Here is a 16681-nt window from a genome sequence, read left to right on the forward strand (position 1 = left end):
CCTTCATTCACAAAAAGGCTTCCAGCTCCGGAAACGACGAAGTATTGAAATAGAAAGTTGTTTTGGTGACATAAAAGCTAATATGGGCTTCCGCCGCTTCCATCTTAGAGGTCTACAAAAGGCAACCGCCGAGTTTACCCTGGTTGCCATGGCCCATAATCTGAGAAAACTGCACCTCAAACAGCAAAAAGCAGCTGCATAACAAGCAAAAAAGGGTCAAAAGCACTCCCAAGAGCGGCTTTTTGACCCTTTTAATCAAACCAGGCTTCTATGAAGTCTGAAAAATCTAAAACGGCCGATTTACAGCCAAATCGATTCGGGGCTTTTTAGTCAGCCCCCTTTTCGACTAACTGACCACTCATTCGACAGGCTTCCTTCGCCTTCTTTATGACCGGTTTGAAATTTCGGTATTCCGTGTATTCCAGCACTTTCGCCAAATCTCTGGCACTCCAATACTCGTTACCGTTGTCGTCTGATTTTCTGATTTGCTCGAAGAGCGAAGGAGCTTGATGAGAAGTCATATTATTAAAATTTAAGTGTGTAAAATGATTTTAACAAAGCAAAAAAATTGCTGGCAAATTTCAAAACAATTTGATATTATTGTAATCTAAATCAAGATATTAATAATATCAATAAATTATAACCACTTCATCAACAATACTTATAAATGCCTGCCCGCTTCGTCTCCATATGGTTTCCAAACCTGGCAACGGATCACCAGATCCGCATCCGCCCGGAGCTGTATGGGCTCGAATTTGCCCTTGCAGCACCCGAACGCGGGCGCATGATCGTGACGGCGACAAGCGCCGAAGCGAGTGCATTAGGGATTGAAACCGGGATGGTCGTGGCGGATGCGCGGGCTATATTGCCTTCCCTGGTGGTGCTGGACGATGAGCCGGAGATTACCCGGCAGGCGCTGCGATCGCTGGCCGAATGGTGCCTTCGCTACACACCTACCGTTGCGCTGAATGCGCCGGATGGCCTGATCCTTGATGTAACCGGGTGCGCGTATTTGTGGGGTGGCGAGCGCGCATATATGGATGACCTTACCACCAGGCTTACACACGCCGGTTACACAATACGCGCCGCCATGGCCGATACGATCGGAACAGCCTGGGCACATGCGCATTACGGGCGTGCGGGGGCTGTTATCCCGCCTGACGAACAGCGGAATGCGCTATTAAAACTTCCCCCTGCTGCATTGCGCCTTCCACCTGAAACCCTGGAAAAAATGCAGAAGCTCGGGTTTTACCATATCAACAGTTTTATCCGGATACCCGCAAGGATGCTGCGCCGGCGTTTTGGGGAGGATTTGCCGGAAAAACTCAACAAGGCGCTGGGATATTCGCAGGAGTTTATCGAGCCTATCCGTCAGGCCGTTCCCTACCAGGAGCGGCTTCCCTGCCTCGAACCTATCGTAACCGCCACAGGCATTGAAATAGCACTGCAAAAACTGCTGGAAATACTGTGTGGCCGTTTGATGAAAGAAGGTAAAGGGCTGCGAAAATGCGTTTTGAGTTGCTTTCGTGTGGATGGTAAAATGCAACAAATCGATATTGTGACCAATCGGGCCTCCCATCATGTCAAACACCTTTTCAGACTTTTTGAACTGAAAATCAAGACCATAGCTCCTGGGTTTGGGATCGAGCTGTTCCTGCTCGAAGCACCTGAGGTAGAGGACATGAATGTAACACAGGAAACCATGTGGGACATTACGGGCAGTTTTGAAAATACAGCCATTACCGAACTACTCGATGCTGTTACCGGACGCACGGGGACCGACACCGTTCACCGGTATTTGCCGGATGAACATCATTGGCCGGAAAGGTCCGTCAAAACAGTGGCCTCCCTGCGCGAAAAACCGAAAACAAACTGGCGAACCGACCGGCAAAGGCCCGTTTTCCTCCTTCCGAAACCCGAAAGCATTCAAGTGACCGCGCCTGTTCCCGACTACCCGCCTACCGTTTTCAGCTACAAAGGCAAGGTACATTATATAGGTAAATCCGAAGGCCCGGAGCGCATCGAGCAGGAATGGTGGCTACAACAGGGCCTTCACCGCGATTACTATACGTTGGAAGATCAGGATGGGCAACGTTACTGGGTTTTCAGGCTTGGGCCTTATTCCGAAGATGAGGACGAAGAGCGGCCAGAATGGTTTATACACGGTTTTTTTGCCTAAAAACGGCCGGTTTAATCCGAATTACACTTCATCATCATGAATTATACCGAATTACAGGTCACTACGAATTTCAGCTTCCTCCGCGGCGGATCGCATCCCGAGGAGCTGGTGGAGCATGCCATTGAGCTGGGTTACAAAGCCATTGCCATTACCGATCGTAACACGCTCGCGGGCATCGTACGTGCGCATGCGGCCGCGAAAGGCAAGGATTTCCGCATTATCCCGGCCTGCCGTCTGGACTTGCTGGACGGCCCCAGCCTGCTTGCCTACCCTACCAACCGCGAGGCTTACAGCCGCCTGTCCGCATTGCTTACCGAAGGAAACCTTCGCACCGAAAAAGGCAAATGCGACCTCTACAAGGCCGATGTTTACCGGCAGGCAGAAGGTATCAAGTTCATCGCGGTACCACCGGCGGCGCTGAATGATTCCTTCGATTTTGATCCTTCCTTCGCCCGGAACCTGATCGAATACCACGAGGCACTGGGTAATAATCTATACATCGGTGCAGTAAGATCCTACCAGGGCGATGATATGAAAAAGCTCTACCGCCTCGACCAGCTTTCCAAACGGTTCAACATTCCGCTTGTGGCCACGAACGACGTGCATTACCATAACCTGCAAAGGCGTGAATTGCAGGATGTGCTCACCTGCGTACGCGAGAAATGTACCATATACAATGCCGGTTTCCGCTTGCATGAAAATGCGGAGCGCTACCTAAAACCCGCCAAAGAAATGCAGCGCCTGTTTCTCAGATACCCCGAGGCCATCGGGCGCACGCAGGAAATCGCGGATGCCTGCCAGTTTTCGCTCAGTAGTTTAAAGTATGTGTATCCGGAAGAACTGACTACGGAAGGGCGGACACCATTGCGGGAACTGGAAATCCTGGCCTGGAAGGGAGCTATTGAACGATTCGAGGCGTGCATTCCTCAAAAAGTGGAAGATGCCATTGAGCATGAGTTGACATTTATAGAAGAAATGGATTATGCCCCGTATTTTCTTACCGTTTACGACATTGTCAGGTTCGCGAAATCCCAAAATATCCTCTGCCAGGGAAGAGGTTCAGCAGCCAATTCGACTATATGTTATTGCCTCGGCATTACATCCGTAGATCCGGTTGAAATTGATTTGCTTTTCGAGCGATTCATATCGTCCTCCCGAAATGAGCCACCGGATATCGACGTAGATTTCGAACATGAGCGCCGCGAAGAGGTCATGCAATACATTTATAACAAATATGGCCGCGACCGGGCCGGCATTGTAGCGACTGTCACTCAGGTGCATCAAAAAGGTGCCGTGCGGGATGTAGCGAAAGCAATGGGCATGTCTATGGATGCCATTAACCGGCTCTCCGGCTCTTTATGGGAATTTACGGATGAATGGTTCGATGGTAAATTAATTACCGAACATGGCTTCAACCCCAATGACCCACACCTCATCAAGATACTTGACCTCACAAGGCAATACATGGGTTTCCCGCGCCAGCTAGGCCAGCATACGGGCGGTTTTGTAATCACACAAGGCAAATTATCCGATCTCTGTCCGATCCTGAACGCACGAATGGAAGACCGAACCTGCATCGAATGGAACAAGGACGACATTGACACATTGGGCTTTCTGAAAATAGATGTACTAGCATTGGGTATGCTTACGTGTATTCGCAAGGCATTCGATTTGCTGCGTCAGCATTATGGCATCATCCATAACCTCGCGAGTATTCCACCGGATGATAAGGCTGTATATGATATGATTTGCAAAGCCGACACCATCGGTGTTTTCCAGATCGAGAGCCGGGCACAGCAGTCAATGCTACCCCGGTTAAAACCACAGTGTTTCTACGATTTGGTGATAGAGGTGGCTATCGTCAGGCCCGGACCCATTCAAGGCGATATGGTACACCCTTATTTAAGACGACGAGACAAAATTGAAGCAGAAGAATACCCGAGTGAGGAATTGAGAAAAATTTTGGAAAAGACCAAAGGAGTGCCTCTTTTCCAGGAGCAGGCGATGAATATTGCCATTGTAGCCGCCAATTTCACTCCCACAGAAGCAGATGAGTTGAGGAGAAGTATGGCCACTTTTAAAGCCAAAGGAGTTGTATCCAGATTAAGGGATAAGCTCGTATCAGGTATGGTAAAAAAAGGCTATGAAAAGGATTTCGCCGAGCGCATTTTCAAACAGCTCGAAGGCTTCGGAAGCTACGGTTTCCCCGAAAGTCACGCGGCTAGTTTTGCATTGCTGGTGTACGTTTCTTCGTGGATCAAATGCCATCATCCCGACGTATTTGCAGCCGCATTGCTTAATAGCCAGCCAATGGGTTTTTACCGTCCGGCACAGATCGTGATCGATGCACAGAACCATCAGGTGATAGTGAGGCCAGTCGATATCAACCACTCTTTTTGGGATAATACCCTTGAAAACATTCCCGGTAAACGCTGTGCATTAAGGCTTGGTTTCAGGCAGGTGAAAGGTTTGAAGGAAGCTGAAATGCAAATTTTAACCACCGCCCGCACCAAGCCATTTACCCATATCCATCAATTACTCGAAGCCGGCATTTCCCAGACCGCATTGGAAAAACTGGCCGATGCCGATGCATTTCGCTCAATCGGTTTCGACCGCCGGCAGGCATTCTGGGAAGCCTCCGCATTGGCCGACCGGCCGATCGGCATTTTCGAAGGACAACCGACGGCGAGCGAGGAGGATGTGCAATTGCCCGAAATGACGCTATCCGAGCATGTAATTCATGATTATGCGGCTACTTCGCTTTCGTTGAAGCAGCATCCGGTCAGTTTTGTGCGGGAACAATTGAATGCACTTGGCGCGGTGACGAGCAAAACGCTCGAAAGCATTCATGACGGCCAAATAGTGAAAGTAGCGGGCCTGGTACTCGTACGGCAGCGACCGGGAACGGCCAGCGGCATTTGCTTTATTTCTATCGAAGACGAAACCGGCACCGCAAACCTGGTTGTTTTTCAAAACCTTTTCGACACCTATCGTAAAGAAGTGCTTCGTTCCAAATTGCTCATGGTCGAGGGCAAAGTGCAAAAGGAAGGTTCTGTGATACATGTGGTGGTGAGCAAATGCATCAATGCATCCGGATTACTACGCAAACTTGCGGCAAATGAAGAACAGGAGCCGGATGTACTCACCTTGTCGCGTGCAGACGAAAAGGATGAATACGAGTCGCAGGCCAAGGCCCGGAAGGTACAACCTCGCAAAAATGTACAGGCCGAGATTTTCCCGGCATCCCGGGATTTCCGGTGATCAATCTGCCGCCATATCGAGGTTAATCACCTGTTCTTTATAATTTTCAGGCAGGAGCATATTCCGAAGAAATGTCCCGACACCCATTTCCCGACTCAATTTGTAAACCGGCAGCAACAGATCGACAAGCCGGCCAGGCCCCATGCCGAGCAATGCATTCACGCGCTCGGGCACGAGTTCCATTTGCACATTCTTCAGCAAATAATACCGGTACCAGCCCAGGTGCTTCCGGTATTGTTTGTAAAGGTCGATGGTAAAATGGCTTTTGACCAGGTTTTCCCGCAAATGCTCCGCGCGCATCCGCTCCCACGCACGCAAGTCCGCGGGTAACCCGGGCACGCCCATGCCCTCGCCTACCGCGCGGAAAACCGTGAAAAGCTCTTCCTTTTCTGCCATTGTCAGCTTTCTTTCGAGCAGTTCGAATGATCTGATGGAGTAGTCTATCAGCATGAAAAGCACGTCGCGGTAGGCGCTGTCGGGTATGCGCGCATTGCGGCTGCGCTCAACTCCCTGGTGAATGGCCGCGATCTGGCGAATGGCGTGCATAGCATCGTCATATTCCGAAAACACAATTTGTCGCGCATAAGCAACTGTCGAGAAAAGCCTTCCCAGCGGGTCAGCAGGCAGTTTTCCTGTGTAATAGAGCCAATCGACGGATTTGTTCAATGCAAATTCGGCCGACGCTCCCGCAAAAATGAATAGGATCGTGTCCGCCTTCCCCCAGATTTCCCGCACAATCGAATCCTCATTCACAAACCATTTCATATTGCCCGTTTTTTACCTGTCATTATTTCTATCCCGACCTTAGCGGGTTTTCCTCCATAAAGCACTTTTAAACAAAAGTACTTTGAATCACAAAGTAAGTTAATGCTTTTGAAATAAGCAATCCACATCTTCGCATTCATTCAAAATAAAAACAGCCTCCGGAAACCGAAGGCCGTTTTGTGACTCACAAATCTGACTACAACATCATTTTAAATCTTCAAGCCGGTAACCTAGAAAATCATCGATCACGAGCTTGTAATTCAATTTCTTTCTCGCGCTGTTGATATGCACGCTGTAAGTCCCCTCTCCTAGTTTCGACATATCGAACCATCGTCCGTAGGTCGGTTCTTTGACTTGCTCGTGGTAAATGGTGCGCAGATCCCCGTCGATAATGCGGATATCGTAACTTTCCTGCGCTGGATTTTTGAGGATGACTTTCATTTTCCCGTTTTGCACCACATACACATTCGATGTGGCCGTTTTCATGGCTACCGTCGGCGCGGACCATTCGGGTTCCGACATGTTCCGGTAATCCGTCCGGCTATCGGCCACGATGTCGTAAGCTTTCACTTTCTCGGACAATAATTCGCGGGCCATCAATTTTGCCAGCAATTCATCAAAAAGCCTGACATTGCGCTTGGTGAGTTTCACGTACTTACGCGCCATCGACTCCTGGTACAACAATTGGTTACTGCCGTCGAAGAACTGCACTACGGTATTACGGGAGTTCGGGTCGGTGTGAACCTGCCAGTAACCTTTATCGGATTCAACGTACGAGGCGGTCTGCACAGCGGCGGCGGCCTGGGCTGCTGCCGGTGCGATGCCGGCCAGCCAGAGAGCGGGTGCCAGCATAAGGGCAAAGTGGATTCTTCTTGTTTTCATGGCTATCTAAGGGGTGGAATACTTTGAACAAACACACAAAACCTGCTCAATGGGAAGGATTTCCCATTCTATTCATTCCTTTTATTGATGGCCATCAATTTTGTTTCAAAGAGGAGTTTTAAATGTGAAAGTTGCAGCAATTGTAAATTCTTTTCGAGATTGGGTAACAAAACGCAGAAAGCTATGGTAACGATCACACAATTCGTCTACGTGAAGCCGGGCAAGGAGGAAATTTTCCGGCAATTCGAGTCGCTGGCATTGCCGCTGATACCCCAATATAACGGAAAACTGCTCCTGAGGCTGCGAACGGGCCCGGAGCAGTTAATCCAAGGCGAACTGGAAGCGCCTTATGAAATACATCTGGTCAGTTTCGAATCGGAGGCGGACCTGGCTGCCTATATGGCCGACCAGATCCGCGAGCAATACCTCTACCTGAAAGAGGAATCCGTTCTGAAAGTGATGACAGTCAAACAGTCGTGAATACCTCAGGGTGCTGGTGGAATGTAAGAAGGCACCACATTTGAAACCGGTTTGATGGATTTCAAATAGGCGAAAATGGCGCGCATATCTTCGTCGGCCATATTCACATAGTTGAACCACGGCATAGGCGGCATGAGCGGACGGCTGTTTTCGAGCCCTTTAAACTTCCCTTTCCGCATCGCGGTGTTGAACTGCTCGAACGACCAGCTACCGATCCCCGTTTCGTCGGGTGTCAGGTTGGCTGCGAACGACATACCCCAAGGCCCTGCAAAAGCCGTGCTCTGGCCGTTGAATACTACCCATTCGCCGGTTTTAAGGATGCTTTTGTCGAACGTACCCAGTTTCTGCGAACTGTTATGCCCGGACAAAAAGCGGTCCATATCCGGTGCCGGGCCCTGCGGCGTCATTTTCTTGGGCGCGTGGCAATCCGCGCAGCCCATGATGGTCACCAGGTACTCTCCCCTTTTCACAATGTCGTCTTTCGACGTAACAACAGCTTTTTCGGGCTTGGAAATAGTCTCCACACGGGCAAGCGCAACGGTTTCAGGCGCCTCAGGCTGTTTTGTAAAAGCACAAACAGACCATACAGCCACCGAAGCGGCCAGGTAAACGATTTTCATGGTGAATAGATTTAAAGTTAAAAACTTGCATCAGGCGAACCTCACCTGCTTATCGGGTAATCTGAAATATTGATATTGATCCTGAAATATACTGGTAGGTACTTCCTGTGTGAACGCCTCCGCAATGCGCACGACCTCTTCCATGTCCTGTACCCCATATACGTCGTCCACGAGCCTTCCATTGCACGGCATCGCGGTACAAGCCTACGAGAAACGCCGGCTGCAATTCGGCAAATGGTTCAAATTCCTGATAACCTGAGCTCATCGTTCTGAAAAGGGCTTTTTGTATTGACGCTGCAAAACTAGGGCTATTATGAACACCTGTATTGTAAAAAAGCGACATCCCGGAACGAATTACCTAAAAATCAACGCATTATTAAGCAGAACAATTAGTAACCGGTAGAGATCAGACCACATTCCCGGCATCACGGTCCTGGTTTTAGTAAACGATATCAAATCCCTTCCCATGATTCAGCACCACATGCGTGCTTACCGCCCTATCTTCCAGCTCAATAATGCGGTAACCATAATACCGGCTGTGAATCACAATTTCCAAAGGATTCTTCTCCATCTGCACCGACGCCGCCGGTGTTACATATTGGATAATGTTCTCTTCCTTGGTAAAATCATCAGTATGATAATGCCCACTGAAAACTGTGACCTCGCGTCCGCTACGCACGAGCACGTCTTTCACTGCATCGCGATTGAGCAATGGATATTTAAAATCCACTGCGGTAAGCACCTGCAAAACCGGGTGATGTATGAAAAGCAGCACATGTTTCGTCGTAATCAACTCATTTTCCAGCCATTGCAGCTGGGTCTCGCTGATCGAGTCCGACGAAGAATCGAGGAAAATGTATTTGAAATGTGCATCCTCCGTAGCGTGATACATTTCACTCTTTGTTTTCAAATACTCGGGAGAATAATGCGGCCGGACGTGGGCGAATTGATCGTGATTGCCGGGGATGACGGTGAAGTCGAAATCTTTCAGCAACGCAAAAAAGCGCTGATATGCATCCCGATGCCCTATATCACCTGTAAAAATCACCTCCCTGATCCCGCGTGCACCCACGTCCTGCAAGATCAGTTTCAGGTTCGTGTCGGTATCCGCCCCGTGCTTCGCCGACCATTCTTCCATTAAATGAATATCCGTTATCTGCGCAATCCGTTTCATATCTCTTGGTTGGTTTCTCTCAAAGTTTAAGAGAAAAACGCTGCAATAACTGATCCAATCGGTTGATTCGGGATAGGCCAATGTGATGGTGCGGCCAGATGAAATCAGGTTTTGTCAAGTATTGTCAGGTAGGCGAAGATTCGTGCTAGTTGCGTTAGATTAACAATTTTGAGCCGAATAAATGAATTATTCGGCTCAAAATTTACTTACATTTGAGCCGAATAGCAATTCTTAATCGGCTCATGACCTGTATATGGCAACATCCCGCATGGCCAGATTTCCAGTATGACCTTGCTGGTATTGAGGACATTTTATTTGTTTTCGCGGAAGAAACGGGGCATATCGGCGGAATTTTGAAAGGAGCGCCTGACGGGATTCAGGTGGAGGCATTGATCAACACGCTTGTAGCCGAAGCCATTAAAACCTCCGAAATAGAAGGGGAGTTTCTCAGCAGGCAGGATGTAGTGTCGTCCATCCGAAACAATCTCGGGATTGCGCAGAACCCAGAGCCTGTCAAAGACCGGAAGGCACAAGGCGCGGCGGCCCTCATGGTAACTGCCCGCAATTCCTTCGCCGAACCGCTTGCAGAAGCAACGCTTTTTTCGTGGCATAAAACTTTGCTGAAAGATAGCAAGACCATCAACACCGGCGTCTGGCGAAAAGATTCAGCGCCCATGCAAGTCGTTTCCGGCTCGATCGGAAAGGAAAAAGTTCATTTCGAAGCGCCACCTTCCGAGCGCGTGCCTGCGGAAATGGCACGATTTATCGAATGGTTTAATACGACCGCGCCGGGAGGTCCGAACGAGATTAGTAAAGCCCCCGTTCGTTCAGCGATTGCGCATTTGTATTTTGAAACCATTCACCCTTTTGAAGATGGGAATGGACGAATAGGTCGTGTGATTGCGGAAAAAGCATTGTCACAAACCGTTGGCCGGCCGGTGATGCTGAGCCTTTCGCAGACGATCGAAGCAGAACGTAAAAAGTATTACCAATCACTGGAAGCCGCCCAGAAGAACATTGATATTACTAAGTGGATAAGCTACTTCGTGCAAACCATTGTCGATGCACAGATCGAGACGCGGAATATGCTGGATTTTACATTGAAGAAAACCCGGTTTTTCGATCGGTTCCGGGATTTGCTGAACGAGAGGGAAGCAAAAGTGGTTCAGAAAATGCTTGAAACCGGCCCGAACGGCTTTAAAGGCGGTATGACAGCGAAGAAATACATGTCGATCACGAAAACTTCCAAAGCCACCGCCACGCGCGACTTGCAACATCTCGCCGAAATCGAATGCGTCGTCACCTCCGGCGGCGGCCGCAGCACGAGTTATCAGCTTGCCCTCGTTTAATCACACCAATAATACCGCCAATGCGCGCGGTCCGCATCGAAACTGGCGTAGGCGCCTTTCACCCGGTGCTTATCCAGTTTATAATCAAAACCCAATGCGTTCTGAACGGTAAAATTAGCCTTTGAGAAAATAACGATTTCTTCATCAACCGCCATATGCTGCCACTGGCTGAACGAAACGTTAAAACCCTGCTCGTCAGCATCATATTTCAGTTCAGAAATACCCATGACGGGAGAATCGGGCAGCTTTACCGACAGGCCGTTTTCCAATTCCTGCAAAGTCAGCGGGTAGCGCCCCTTCTCCGTTTTGAATTGTTCTACCAGCCCGATCAATTCCTCGCTACGATCCATCGCGAGCCCGCGGCTGTACGAGCTCACAGGCCCGATCACACACATATGTGCGAAGAGCGACAAACCGGGCACCGTCAGCAAGCACACCGGCACAAAACCGAAAGGACGCGATTGTTCTCCCAGCCTTCGAACATTTTTCCATACATAAAAACCACACAGCCCTAAAAGCGCCGAAGCAGCGGTTCCAGCCGCAATTCCTACCAGCAAAAAAGCGTAAACGACGCTCAGCAACGCGGGAATCATCACCACACCGGCGGCTATCGAAGCCAGCACCTGCCTGTGCTTGCCCGTACTTGCCGAGCGCCCCCGGAAATCAAGAAACAGCCAAAGAGCGCCCATCGGCGCCAACAAGAGGCCCAGAAACATGGCCGACTGTCCCAATGCCGACAAGCCGATTACCAGTCGGTTGGAAGGGCCAGGCACGAATGGGGAAACGATCATGATAATCAGCAACATGTGGATGACTCCGATCCACACCCAATCCGACTTTTTCATATAATGTATATTAAAGTGAATGCTACGAAAAGGATTCTTTACCAGCGACGGCCTGACAAGCTGCATTACTTCCCGAATGAACATGCGCCGGGCTTTCCGGCGACCCGATTTTTCGAGGTTGCGATGAAAATCTTCCATTAAATCACCTTCGACATCCTCGGCAATGTCCGGATCGCAGAACCAGCGGAACAATGCCAGGAAAAAGCGCGGAGGCGCGGCGGGGTTCGGTGTTGCCATATTATTGAAAAGCCATTTCCGGGATAGCCTCCCAAAGTGCCATTCGCTGCATCTTAACTTCACTTAGCATATTTTGCCCTGCGGCTGTAACGGTAAAATACCGCTTCCGCTTTCCTCCGCGCACCTTTGTGGCCTCGCCTAAAACGGACGTCACCAAGCCTTTTTGTTCGAGCCTTTTGAGCACGGTTTGCAACGCCCCTATGCTCACTTTCCGGTTTAACCTTTGCTCCATCTCGTCCACAACAGCGATGCCGTAGGCTTCCGGGTGCAAAACGGCGACCGTCAGCAGTACAACTTCCTCAAATTCACCCAGGTACTGATTCATATTTTTATATTTACCTTAAATGTAGTAATTATATTTCCAATATTAGCCTTAATTGTAGTTAAAATATTTTCAAGTGATTGCATTTCGTTCACAGGAGCAACAATTGATTTTTATCTCTAACTTTCCCAACCTTTAATACCTAAAAAATTTATGAAGAAAGTATTCCAAACCAACCTGTACCGGATTTCCCGGAACTTGATGCTTTCGGCGGGTGCACTGCTGATGGCAACTTTTTCGACGAAAGCTGACAATGCGCCGCTCGCTTCCTCTATCGAAGGCCGCTGGGACATTAGCGTAGATGCTAACGGCAAAGTATTACCATCATGGCTGGAAGTGCGCCATTCGGGCAACAAAACGCTCGTAGGCCAATTCACCGGCTTCTCGGGCAGTGCGCGACCGATTTCTGTCGTGCATTTTCAGGAAGGCAAATTCGATTTCGCGATCCCGCCGCAATGGGAACGCGGAGAAAGCGACCTGAAAGTGGAAGGTACCGTTTCGGGCGACGCCATTACCGGCTCATTGACCACTCCGGACGGCAAAACTTACAGCTACAAAGGCGTTCGCGCCCCGTCGTTGCGCGGCAAAGCGGCACCTGCCTGGGGAGCGCCGATCAAACTGACGGCCGGTAACGAAATCAAAGGCTGGCATGCTACCGGCGAAAACCAGTGGATCGCCGAAAACGGCATCCTGCGCAGCCCGAAATCGGGTGCGAACCTGGTTACCGACCAGAAATTCGGCGATTTCAAACTACATATCGAGTTCCGTATTCCGAAAGGCAGCAACAGCGGCGTGTACCTGCGCGGCCGATACGAAGTGCAAATCACCGACGGCAAAGGTATGGAGCCCGCACTCGACCAAATGGGCGCGATTTACGGCTTCATAACCCCGAGCGACATGGTAGCCAAAGAAGCCGGCGAATGGAACACATTCGACATAACATTGGTAGGCCGCATGCTCACGCTTGTGGCGAACGGCAAAACGGTGATCAGCAACCAGGAAATCCCCGGCATTACCGGTGGTGCATTAGACAGCAACGAAGGCGAAGCCGGTCCGCTCTACATCCAGGGCGACCACGGCCCGGTGGAGTACCGCAATATCGTGGTTACACCAGCGAAGTAAGCGTAAAAAAGCCGCTACCCTGCCCTTTTCAAACCCATATAATAGCTGCGCAAAGGCTGATCGAAATGTTCGATCGCGTACCGCAGCAAGGTTCGGGGCATGGTAGCGGCATATTTATCGAGAAATTTCTGCAATTGCGGCCGGTTCACCTGCCCGGCGCTCCGCAGCATCCAGCCGGTGGCTTTGTGAATGAGGTCCTCCCGATCGTTCAAAAGCAGCTCTGCAATCCGGAACGTATCATCAATATCTCCTTTTTTGATAAAATAGCCCGTGGCAACAATGGCTGTCCGGCGCTCCCAGATGTTTTCCGAAACGGCCAGTTTGTAAAGCAAGTCCCGAGGCTCGCCGGAAATGTACAAATACCCTCCTACCACATGCGGCGCGCAGATGTCGACCAGGTCCCAGTTATTGATCCTGTGGGTGTTACGCAAATACAGTTCGTACAGCAGCTTCCGGTGGCCCAGCGTCGTCTTTTTGCTCCTGGCCTGTTTATCGATAATGCTCAATGCGCCCGTGCGGATTTCGTGGATCGGGTTTTGCAGTAACAGTTCGATTTCTTCCAGCGGCATTTGCATATAAGCCTTGGCCATTTCGAACACCTGCCCCATTCGAATACCCATAAAGATGTCGCCCTCGCCATATTGCCCTTCACCGGTTTTGAAGTAGCGCATCAATTTCATGGCCTCGGCCGGCGAGCGGTATTTCTCCATGTGCTCGGCAAATTCCAGGGCCGTTAGGCTCTGCGGTTTTTCTTTGATTATTTCAATGGCTGCCATAGAAGTGCTGTTGAAAGTGCTTTTCTCAAATATAATGATATAAAAATGATCAAATCATAACCCTCGCGTAACAACCGGTAACGGTACCGCTGGTAATTTTGACGTCCTAAACTCACCACTTGAATGGATTCCAGAAGAGATTTTATTAAAAAAGCCGCCCTGCTCGCAGGCACGGGCGCGATGGCGAATACACTCCCGCCCGTTATACAAAAGGCTTTGGCCATAGATCCCGCGCCAGGCAGCACCTTCTACGATGCCGAGCATATCGTATTCCTCATGCAGGAAAACCGCTCTTTCGATCACCAGCTGGGCATGTTGCAGGGCGTCCGCGGTTTTAACGACCCTCGGGCGATCGACCTCGCCGATAAAAATAAAGTGTGGTTCCAAACCAACAAGGCAGGCGAAACTTACGGGCCTTTCCGCCTCAATGTAAAAGATACGAAAGTGGCATGGATGGGCTCCATCCCCCACGGCTGGACCGACCAGACCGACGCCATGAATAATGGTAAATACGACCGCTGGCTCGACGTGAAAGCGCCGCGCAATAAACAATATGCGCATATCCCGCTCACAATGGGCTATTGCGACCGTTCGGATTTCCCGTTCTACTATTCCCTCGCCGACGCATTCACTGTTTGCGACCACAACTTTTGTTCGAGCATTACCGGCACGCACCCGAACCGCTACTACTGGATGACGGGCACCGTCCGCGAGCAAAATAACCCGGCGGGCATCGCGCATTTGTGGAACATCAGTAATTACGAATACCCCGAGCTCGAATGGAAGACCTATCCCGAGCGCCTCGAAGAGAACGGTATCAACTGGAAAGTGTACCAGAATGAGCTCACGATGGGTTATGGCCTCAAAGGTGAGGAAAGCGCCTGGCTCAGCAACTTCGGGACGAATGTCTTGGAGTATTTCAAAGCCTACAATGTGCGGTTCCACGAAGGCGGGATCGCCAATCTTGAAAGCAAACGGAAGGCGATTATCCAGACAATTGCCGATCTCGAAAAAGAATCGGCTACCGATTCCCGCGCGGCCACTAGGCTTGCTGCCGCCAAAAGGTTGTTGAAAAATATTGAAACAGCCCAAACCAAATTCAATAAAGATACTTACGCCAGCCTTTCGGATAAAGATAAAAAACTGAATGACAAGGCATTTAGCACCAACATCAAAGACCCGCATTTCCATGAACTGACGTCGATGCAGTACTCCGACAACGGAACCGAAAGGACATTGCAAGTACCGAAAGGCGACGTGTTCCACCAGTTTCGCGAGGATGTGAAGAACGGCACATTACCCACGGTTTCATGGCTCATGCCGCCCGCGCATTTCTCCGACCATCCCGGCGAGCCGTGGTTTGGTCCCTGGTACGTGAGCGAGGCGATGGAGATTTTGCTCCAAAACCCGGAGGTTTGGAAAAAGACCATTTTCATCGTCACTTATGATGAAAACGACGGCTATTTCGACCATTTACCGCCATTTACGGTTCCCAATCCTTATAAAGAAAATACCGGCAAAGTATCCGCAGGCATCGATCCGAAGCTTGATTTCGCATTGGCCGACCAGCAGACCAACCCGTCGGCGAACCCGGCCAGCATCCGCGAAGGCTCCATCGGCCTGGGGTACCGCGTACCTATGATCATCGCATCACCTTGGTCAAGAGGTGGTTATGTCAATTCTGAGGTTTTCGACCACACTTCCTCATTGCAATTCCTCGAAAACTTCCTGGAAAAGAAATTCAACAAAAAGGTTCAGGAAGAAAACATTACCAAATGGCGCCGGACTATTTGCGGCGACCTGACTTCGGTTTTCCGGCCTTACAATGGCGAAAAGATCGAAAAGCCGGTTTTTCTGGAACAAAAGCAGTTTATCGAAAGCATTCATCAGGCGCAATTCAAACAGGCTCCTGAAAATTTCAAAAAGCTCGGTGCTTCGGAATTGGCTGAACTTAATAAAGATGCGAGCAAGTCGCCGCTGTTTCCGGTACAGGAAAAAGGCGTGCGGCCGGCCTGCGCGTTGCCTTATGAGCCGTTCGTCAATGCGCAGCTGAGCAAAGCAGGCGACGCGCTGCAATTGTCGTTCAAGGCAGGCAACCAGCTTTTTGGTGCAAAAGCCAGTGGCATTCCCTACCGGGTATATTCGATGAAACCGTACCGCAATGAACCGCTCCGCTCCTGGGATTACAGTGTAGCGGCTGGCGACACTTTGGCTGACGATTTCAAACTAACTGATTTTGAGGACAATGCTTACCACATACGCGTTTACGGCCCGAATGGCTTCTATCGCGAATTCGCAGGTAATGCAGCCAATCCAAAGCTGAAAGTGAGCTGCGAATACGATGTTAAATCTTCGAAACCGACTGGTAATGTGGTGGTAACGATCGAAAACCTCGATTCAAAAGCACATCATGTAACGATTGAAGATAATAGCTACAAAACCGGCGTCAAAAACAAAACATTCGCTGTGGGCGGCAAGGCTTCGCTCGTGCTGGAACTGGGAAAATCATTTCAATGGTATGATTTCAGCGTGAAAGCGAAAGGTTACGACGGTTACGAAGAACGTTTCGCAGGCCATGTGGAAACCGGCACGGTAACGAAAACCGATCCTTTGATGGGCGGCGTTGTTTGACAGACATGCAACAACAAAACGGCCGGGAACAACAAATG

General features: G+C 50.0%; 16 protein-coding genes. 7 read left to right on the forward strand and 9 right to left on the reverse strand.

The features are described from left to right. On the forward strand, positions 1-202 hold a 202-nt coding region (locus BMW93_RS00005), incomplete at its 5' end, for a transposase (protein WP_143061549.1). 124 nt (positions 203-326) lie between these two features. Here BMW93_RS00005 and BMW93_RS00010 read toward each other — a convergent pair. Continuing rightward, entirely contained in the window at positions 327-521 is a 195-nt protein-coding gene (locus BMW93_RS00010; protein WP_218147642.1) for a BRO family protein, read from the reverse strand. A 146-nt stretch (positions 522-667) separates the two neighbouring features. Here BMW93_RS00010 and BMW93_RS00015 point away from each other — a divergent pair, with 146 nt between their 5' ends. Both BMW93_RS00015 and BMW93_RS00020 read left to right on the forward strand, forming a co-directional pair. After that, complete coding sequence (locus BMW93_RS00015) at positions 668-2179, forward strand: DNA polymerase Y family protein (protein WP_090373151.1); 1512 nt, start codon at positions 668-670, stop codon at positions 2177-2179. 36 nt (positions 2180-2215) lie between these two features. Beyond that, positions 2216-5440, forward strand: coding sequence for an error-prone DNA polymerase (locus BMW93_RS00020; RefSeq protein ID WP_090373152.1), 3225 nt, complete (start codon positions 2216-2218; stop codon positions 5438-5440). On the opposite strand, the gene BMW93_RS00025 is transcribed toward BMW93_RS00020, so the two are convergent. Both BMW93_RS00025 and BMW93_RS00030 read right to left on the reverse strand, forming a co-directional pair. After that, complete coding sequence (locus tag BMW93_RS00025) at positions 5441-6205, reverse strand: oxygenase MpaB family protein (protein ID WP_090373153.1); 765 nt, start codon at positions 6203-6205, stop codon at positions 5441-5443. It lies immediately after the preceding gene. Positions 6206-6409: 204 nt separating this feature from the next. Further along, positions 6410-7087 carry a hypothetical protein gene (locus tag BMW93_RS00030; RefSeq protein ID WP_090373154.1) on the reverse strand — a complete coding sequence of 226 codons (678 nt, stop codon included), beginning with the start codon at positions 7085-7087 and terminating at the stop codon, positions 6410-6412. A gap of 183 nt (positions 7088-7270) precedes the next feature. Between BMW93_RS00030 and BMW93_RS00035 the strand changes: the two genes are divergently transcribed. Next, positions 7271-7567 carry a DUF1330 domain-containing protein gene (locus tag BMW93_RS00035; RefSeq protein WP_090373832.1) on the forward strand — a complete coding sequence of 99 codons (297 nt, stop codon included), beginning with the start codon at positions 7271-7273 and terminating at the stop codon, positions 7565-7567. Between the two features lie 5 nt (positions 7568-7572). Here BMW93_RS00035 and BMW93_RS00040 read toward each other — a convergent pair whose 3' ends face one another. The 3 genes from BMW93_RS00040 to BMW93_RS00045 all read right to left on the reverse strand — a co-directional run bounded on the left by BMW93_RS00040 (position 7573) and on the right by BMW93_RS00045 (position 9361). Next, the gene (locus tag BMW93_RS00040; RefSeq protein ID WP_090373155.1) at positions 7573-8187 is read right to left on the reverse strand and encodes a c-type cytochrome; all 615 of its coding nucleotides are present in this window, start codon (positions 8185-8187) and stop codon (positions 7573-7575) included. A 30-nt stretch (positions 8188-8217) separates the two neighbouring features. Beyond that, positions 8218-8358 (reverse strand): hypothetical protein, encoded by a 141-nt coding sequence (locus BMW93_RS35330; protein ID WP_218147643.1) that lies wholly within the window; start codon positions 8356-8358, stop codon positions 8218-8220. A gap of 268 nt (positions 8359-8626) precedes the next feature. After that, positions 8627-9361, reverse strand: a complete 735-nt coding sequence (locus BMW93_RS00045; RefSeq protein ID WP_090373156.1) for a metallophosphoesterase — start codon at positions 9359-9361, stop codon at positions 8627-8629. A 242-nt stretch (positions 9362-9603) separates the two neighbouring features. Between BMW93_RS00045 and BMW93_RS00050 the strand changes: the two genes are divergently transcribed. After that, positions 9604-10710, forward strand: a complete 1107-nt coding sequence (locus BMW93_RS00050) for a Fic family protein (protein WP_090373157.1) — start codon at positions 9604-9606, stop codon at positions 10708-10710. On the opposite strand, the gene BMW93_RS00055 is transcribed toward BMW93_RS00050, so the two are convergent. Further along, entirely contained in the window at positions 10707-11792 is a 1086-nt protein-coding gene (locus tag BMW93_RS00055) for a permease prefix domain 2-containing transporter (RefSeq protein WP_090373158.1), read from the reverse strand. The genes BMW93_RS00050 and BMW93_RS00055 overlap by 4 nt on opposite strands. A gap of 1 nt (position 11793) precedes the next feature. Then, positions 11794-12117, reverse strand: a complete 324-nt coding sequence (locus BMW93_RS00060) for a PadR family transcriptional regulator (RefSeq protein WP_090373159.1) — start codon at positions 12115-12117, stop codon at positions 11794-11796. Positions 12118-12267: 150 nt separating this feature from the next. On the opposite strand from BMW93_RS00060, the gene BMW93_RS00065 reads away from it, so the two are divergent. Further along, the gene (locus tag BMW93_RS00065) at positions 12268-13236 is read left to right on the forward strand and encodes a DUF1080 domain-containing protein (RefSeq protein ID WP_090373160.1); all 969 of its coding nucleotides are present in this window, start codon (positions 12268-12270) and stop codon (positions 13234-13236) included. A gap of 14 nt (positions 13237-13250) precedes the next feature. Here BMW93_RS00065 and BMW93_RS00070 read toward each other — a convergent pair whose 3' ends face one another. Beyond that, on the reverse strand, positions 13251-14012 hold the full coding sequence (locus tag BMW93_RS00070; protein ID WP_090373161.1) for a DNA alkylation repair protein: 762 nt from the start codon (positions 14010-14012) through the stop codon (positions 13251-13253). A gap of 123 nt (positions 14013-14135) precedes the next feature. On the opposite strand from BMW93_RS00070, the gene BMW93_RS00075 reads away from it, so the two are divergent. Then, the gene (locus BMW93_RS00075) at positions 14136-16643 is read left to right on the forward strand and encodes a phosphocholine-specific phospholipase C (RefSeq protein WP_090373162.1); all 2508 of its coding nucleotides are present in this window, start codon (positions 14136-14138) and stop codon (positions 16641-16643) included. Positions 16644-16681 lie beyond the last annotated feature (38 nt).

Origin of the sequence: Dyadobacter sp. SG02 (assembly GCF_900109045.1) — a bacterium.
In the GTDB taxonomy this organism is placed as follows: Bacteria; Bacteroidota; Bacteroidia; order Cytophagales; family Spirosomataceae; genus Dyadobacter.

What these genes read in the sequence shown, in the direction of transcription:
- BMW93_RS00030 (WP_090373154.1), bottom strand. Translation starts at nt 7,087, where the DNA reads ATGAAAACAAGAAGAATCCACTTTGCCCTTATGCTGGCACCCGCTCTC.
- BMW93_RS00045 (WP_090373156.1), bottom strand. Translation starts at nt 9,361, where the DNA reads ATGAAACGGATTGCGCAGATAACGGATATTCATTTAATGGAAGAATGG.
- BMW93_RS00015 (WP_090373151.1), top strand. Translation starts at nt 668, where the DNA reads ATGCCTGCCCGCTTCGTCTCCATATGGTTTCCAAACCTGGCAACGGAT.
- BMW93_RS00010 (WP_218147642.1), bottom strand. Translation starts at nt 521, where the DNA reads ATGACTTCTCATCAAGCTCCTTCGCTCTTCGAGCAAATCAGAAAATCA.
- BMW93_RS00020 (WP_090373152.1), top strand. Translation starts at nt 2,216, where the DNA reads ATGAATTATACCGAATTACAGGTCACTACGAATTTCAGCTTCCTCCGC.
- BMW93_RS00075 (WP_090373162.1), top strand. Translation starts at nt 14,136, where the DNA reads ATGGATTCCAGAAGAGATTTTATTAAAAAAGCCGCCCTGCTCGCAGGC.
- BMW93_RS00040 (WP_090373155.1), bottom strand. Translation starts at nt 8,187, where the DNA reads ATGAAAATCGTTTACCTGGCCGCTTCGGTGGCTGTATGGTCTGTTTGT.
- BMW93_RS00035 (WP_090373832.1), top strand. Translation starts at nt 7,271, where the DNA reads ATGGTAACGATCACACAATTCGTCTACGTGAAGCCGGGCAAGGAGGAA.
- BMW93_RS00025 (WP_090373153.1), bottom strand. Translation starts at nt 6,205, where the DNA reads ATGAAATGGTTTGTGAATGAGGATTCGATTGTGCGGGAAATCTGGGGG.
- BMW93_RS00055 (WP_090373158.1), bottom strand. Translation starts at nt 11,792, where the DNA reads ATGGCAACACCGAACCCCGCCGCGCCTCCGCGCTTTTTCCTGGCATTG.
- BMW93_RS00060 (WP_090373159.1), bottom strand. Translation starts at nt 12,117, where the DNA reads ATGAATCAGTACCTGGGTGAATTTGAGGAAGTTGTACTGCTGACGGTC.
- BMW93_RS00065 (WP_090373160.1), top strand. Translation starts at nt 12,268, where the DNA reads ATGAAGAAAGTATTCCAAACCAACCTGTACCGGATTTCCCGGAACTTG.
- BMW93_RS00050 (WP_090373157.1), top strand. Translation starts at nt 9,604, where the DNA reads ATGACCTGTATATGGCAACATCCCGCATGGCCAGATTTCCAGTATGAC.
- BMW93_RS00070 (WP_090373161.1), bottom strand. Translation starts at nt 14,012, where the DNA reads ATGGCAGCCATTGAAATAATCAAAGAAAAACCGCAGAGCCTAACGGCC.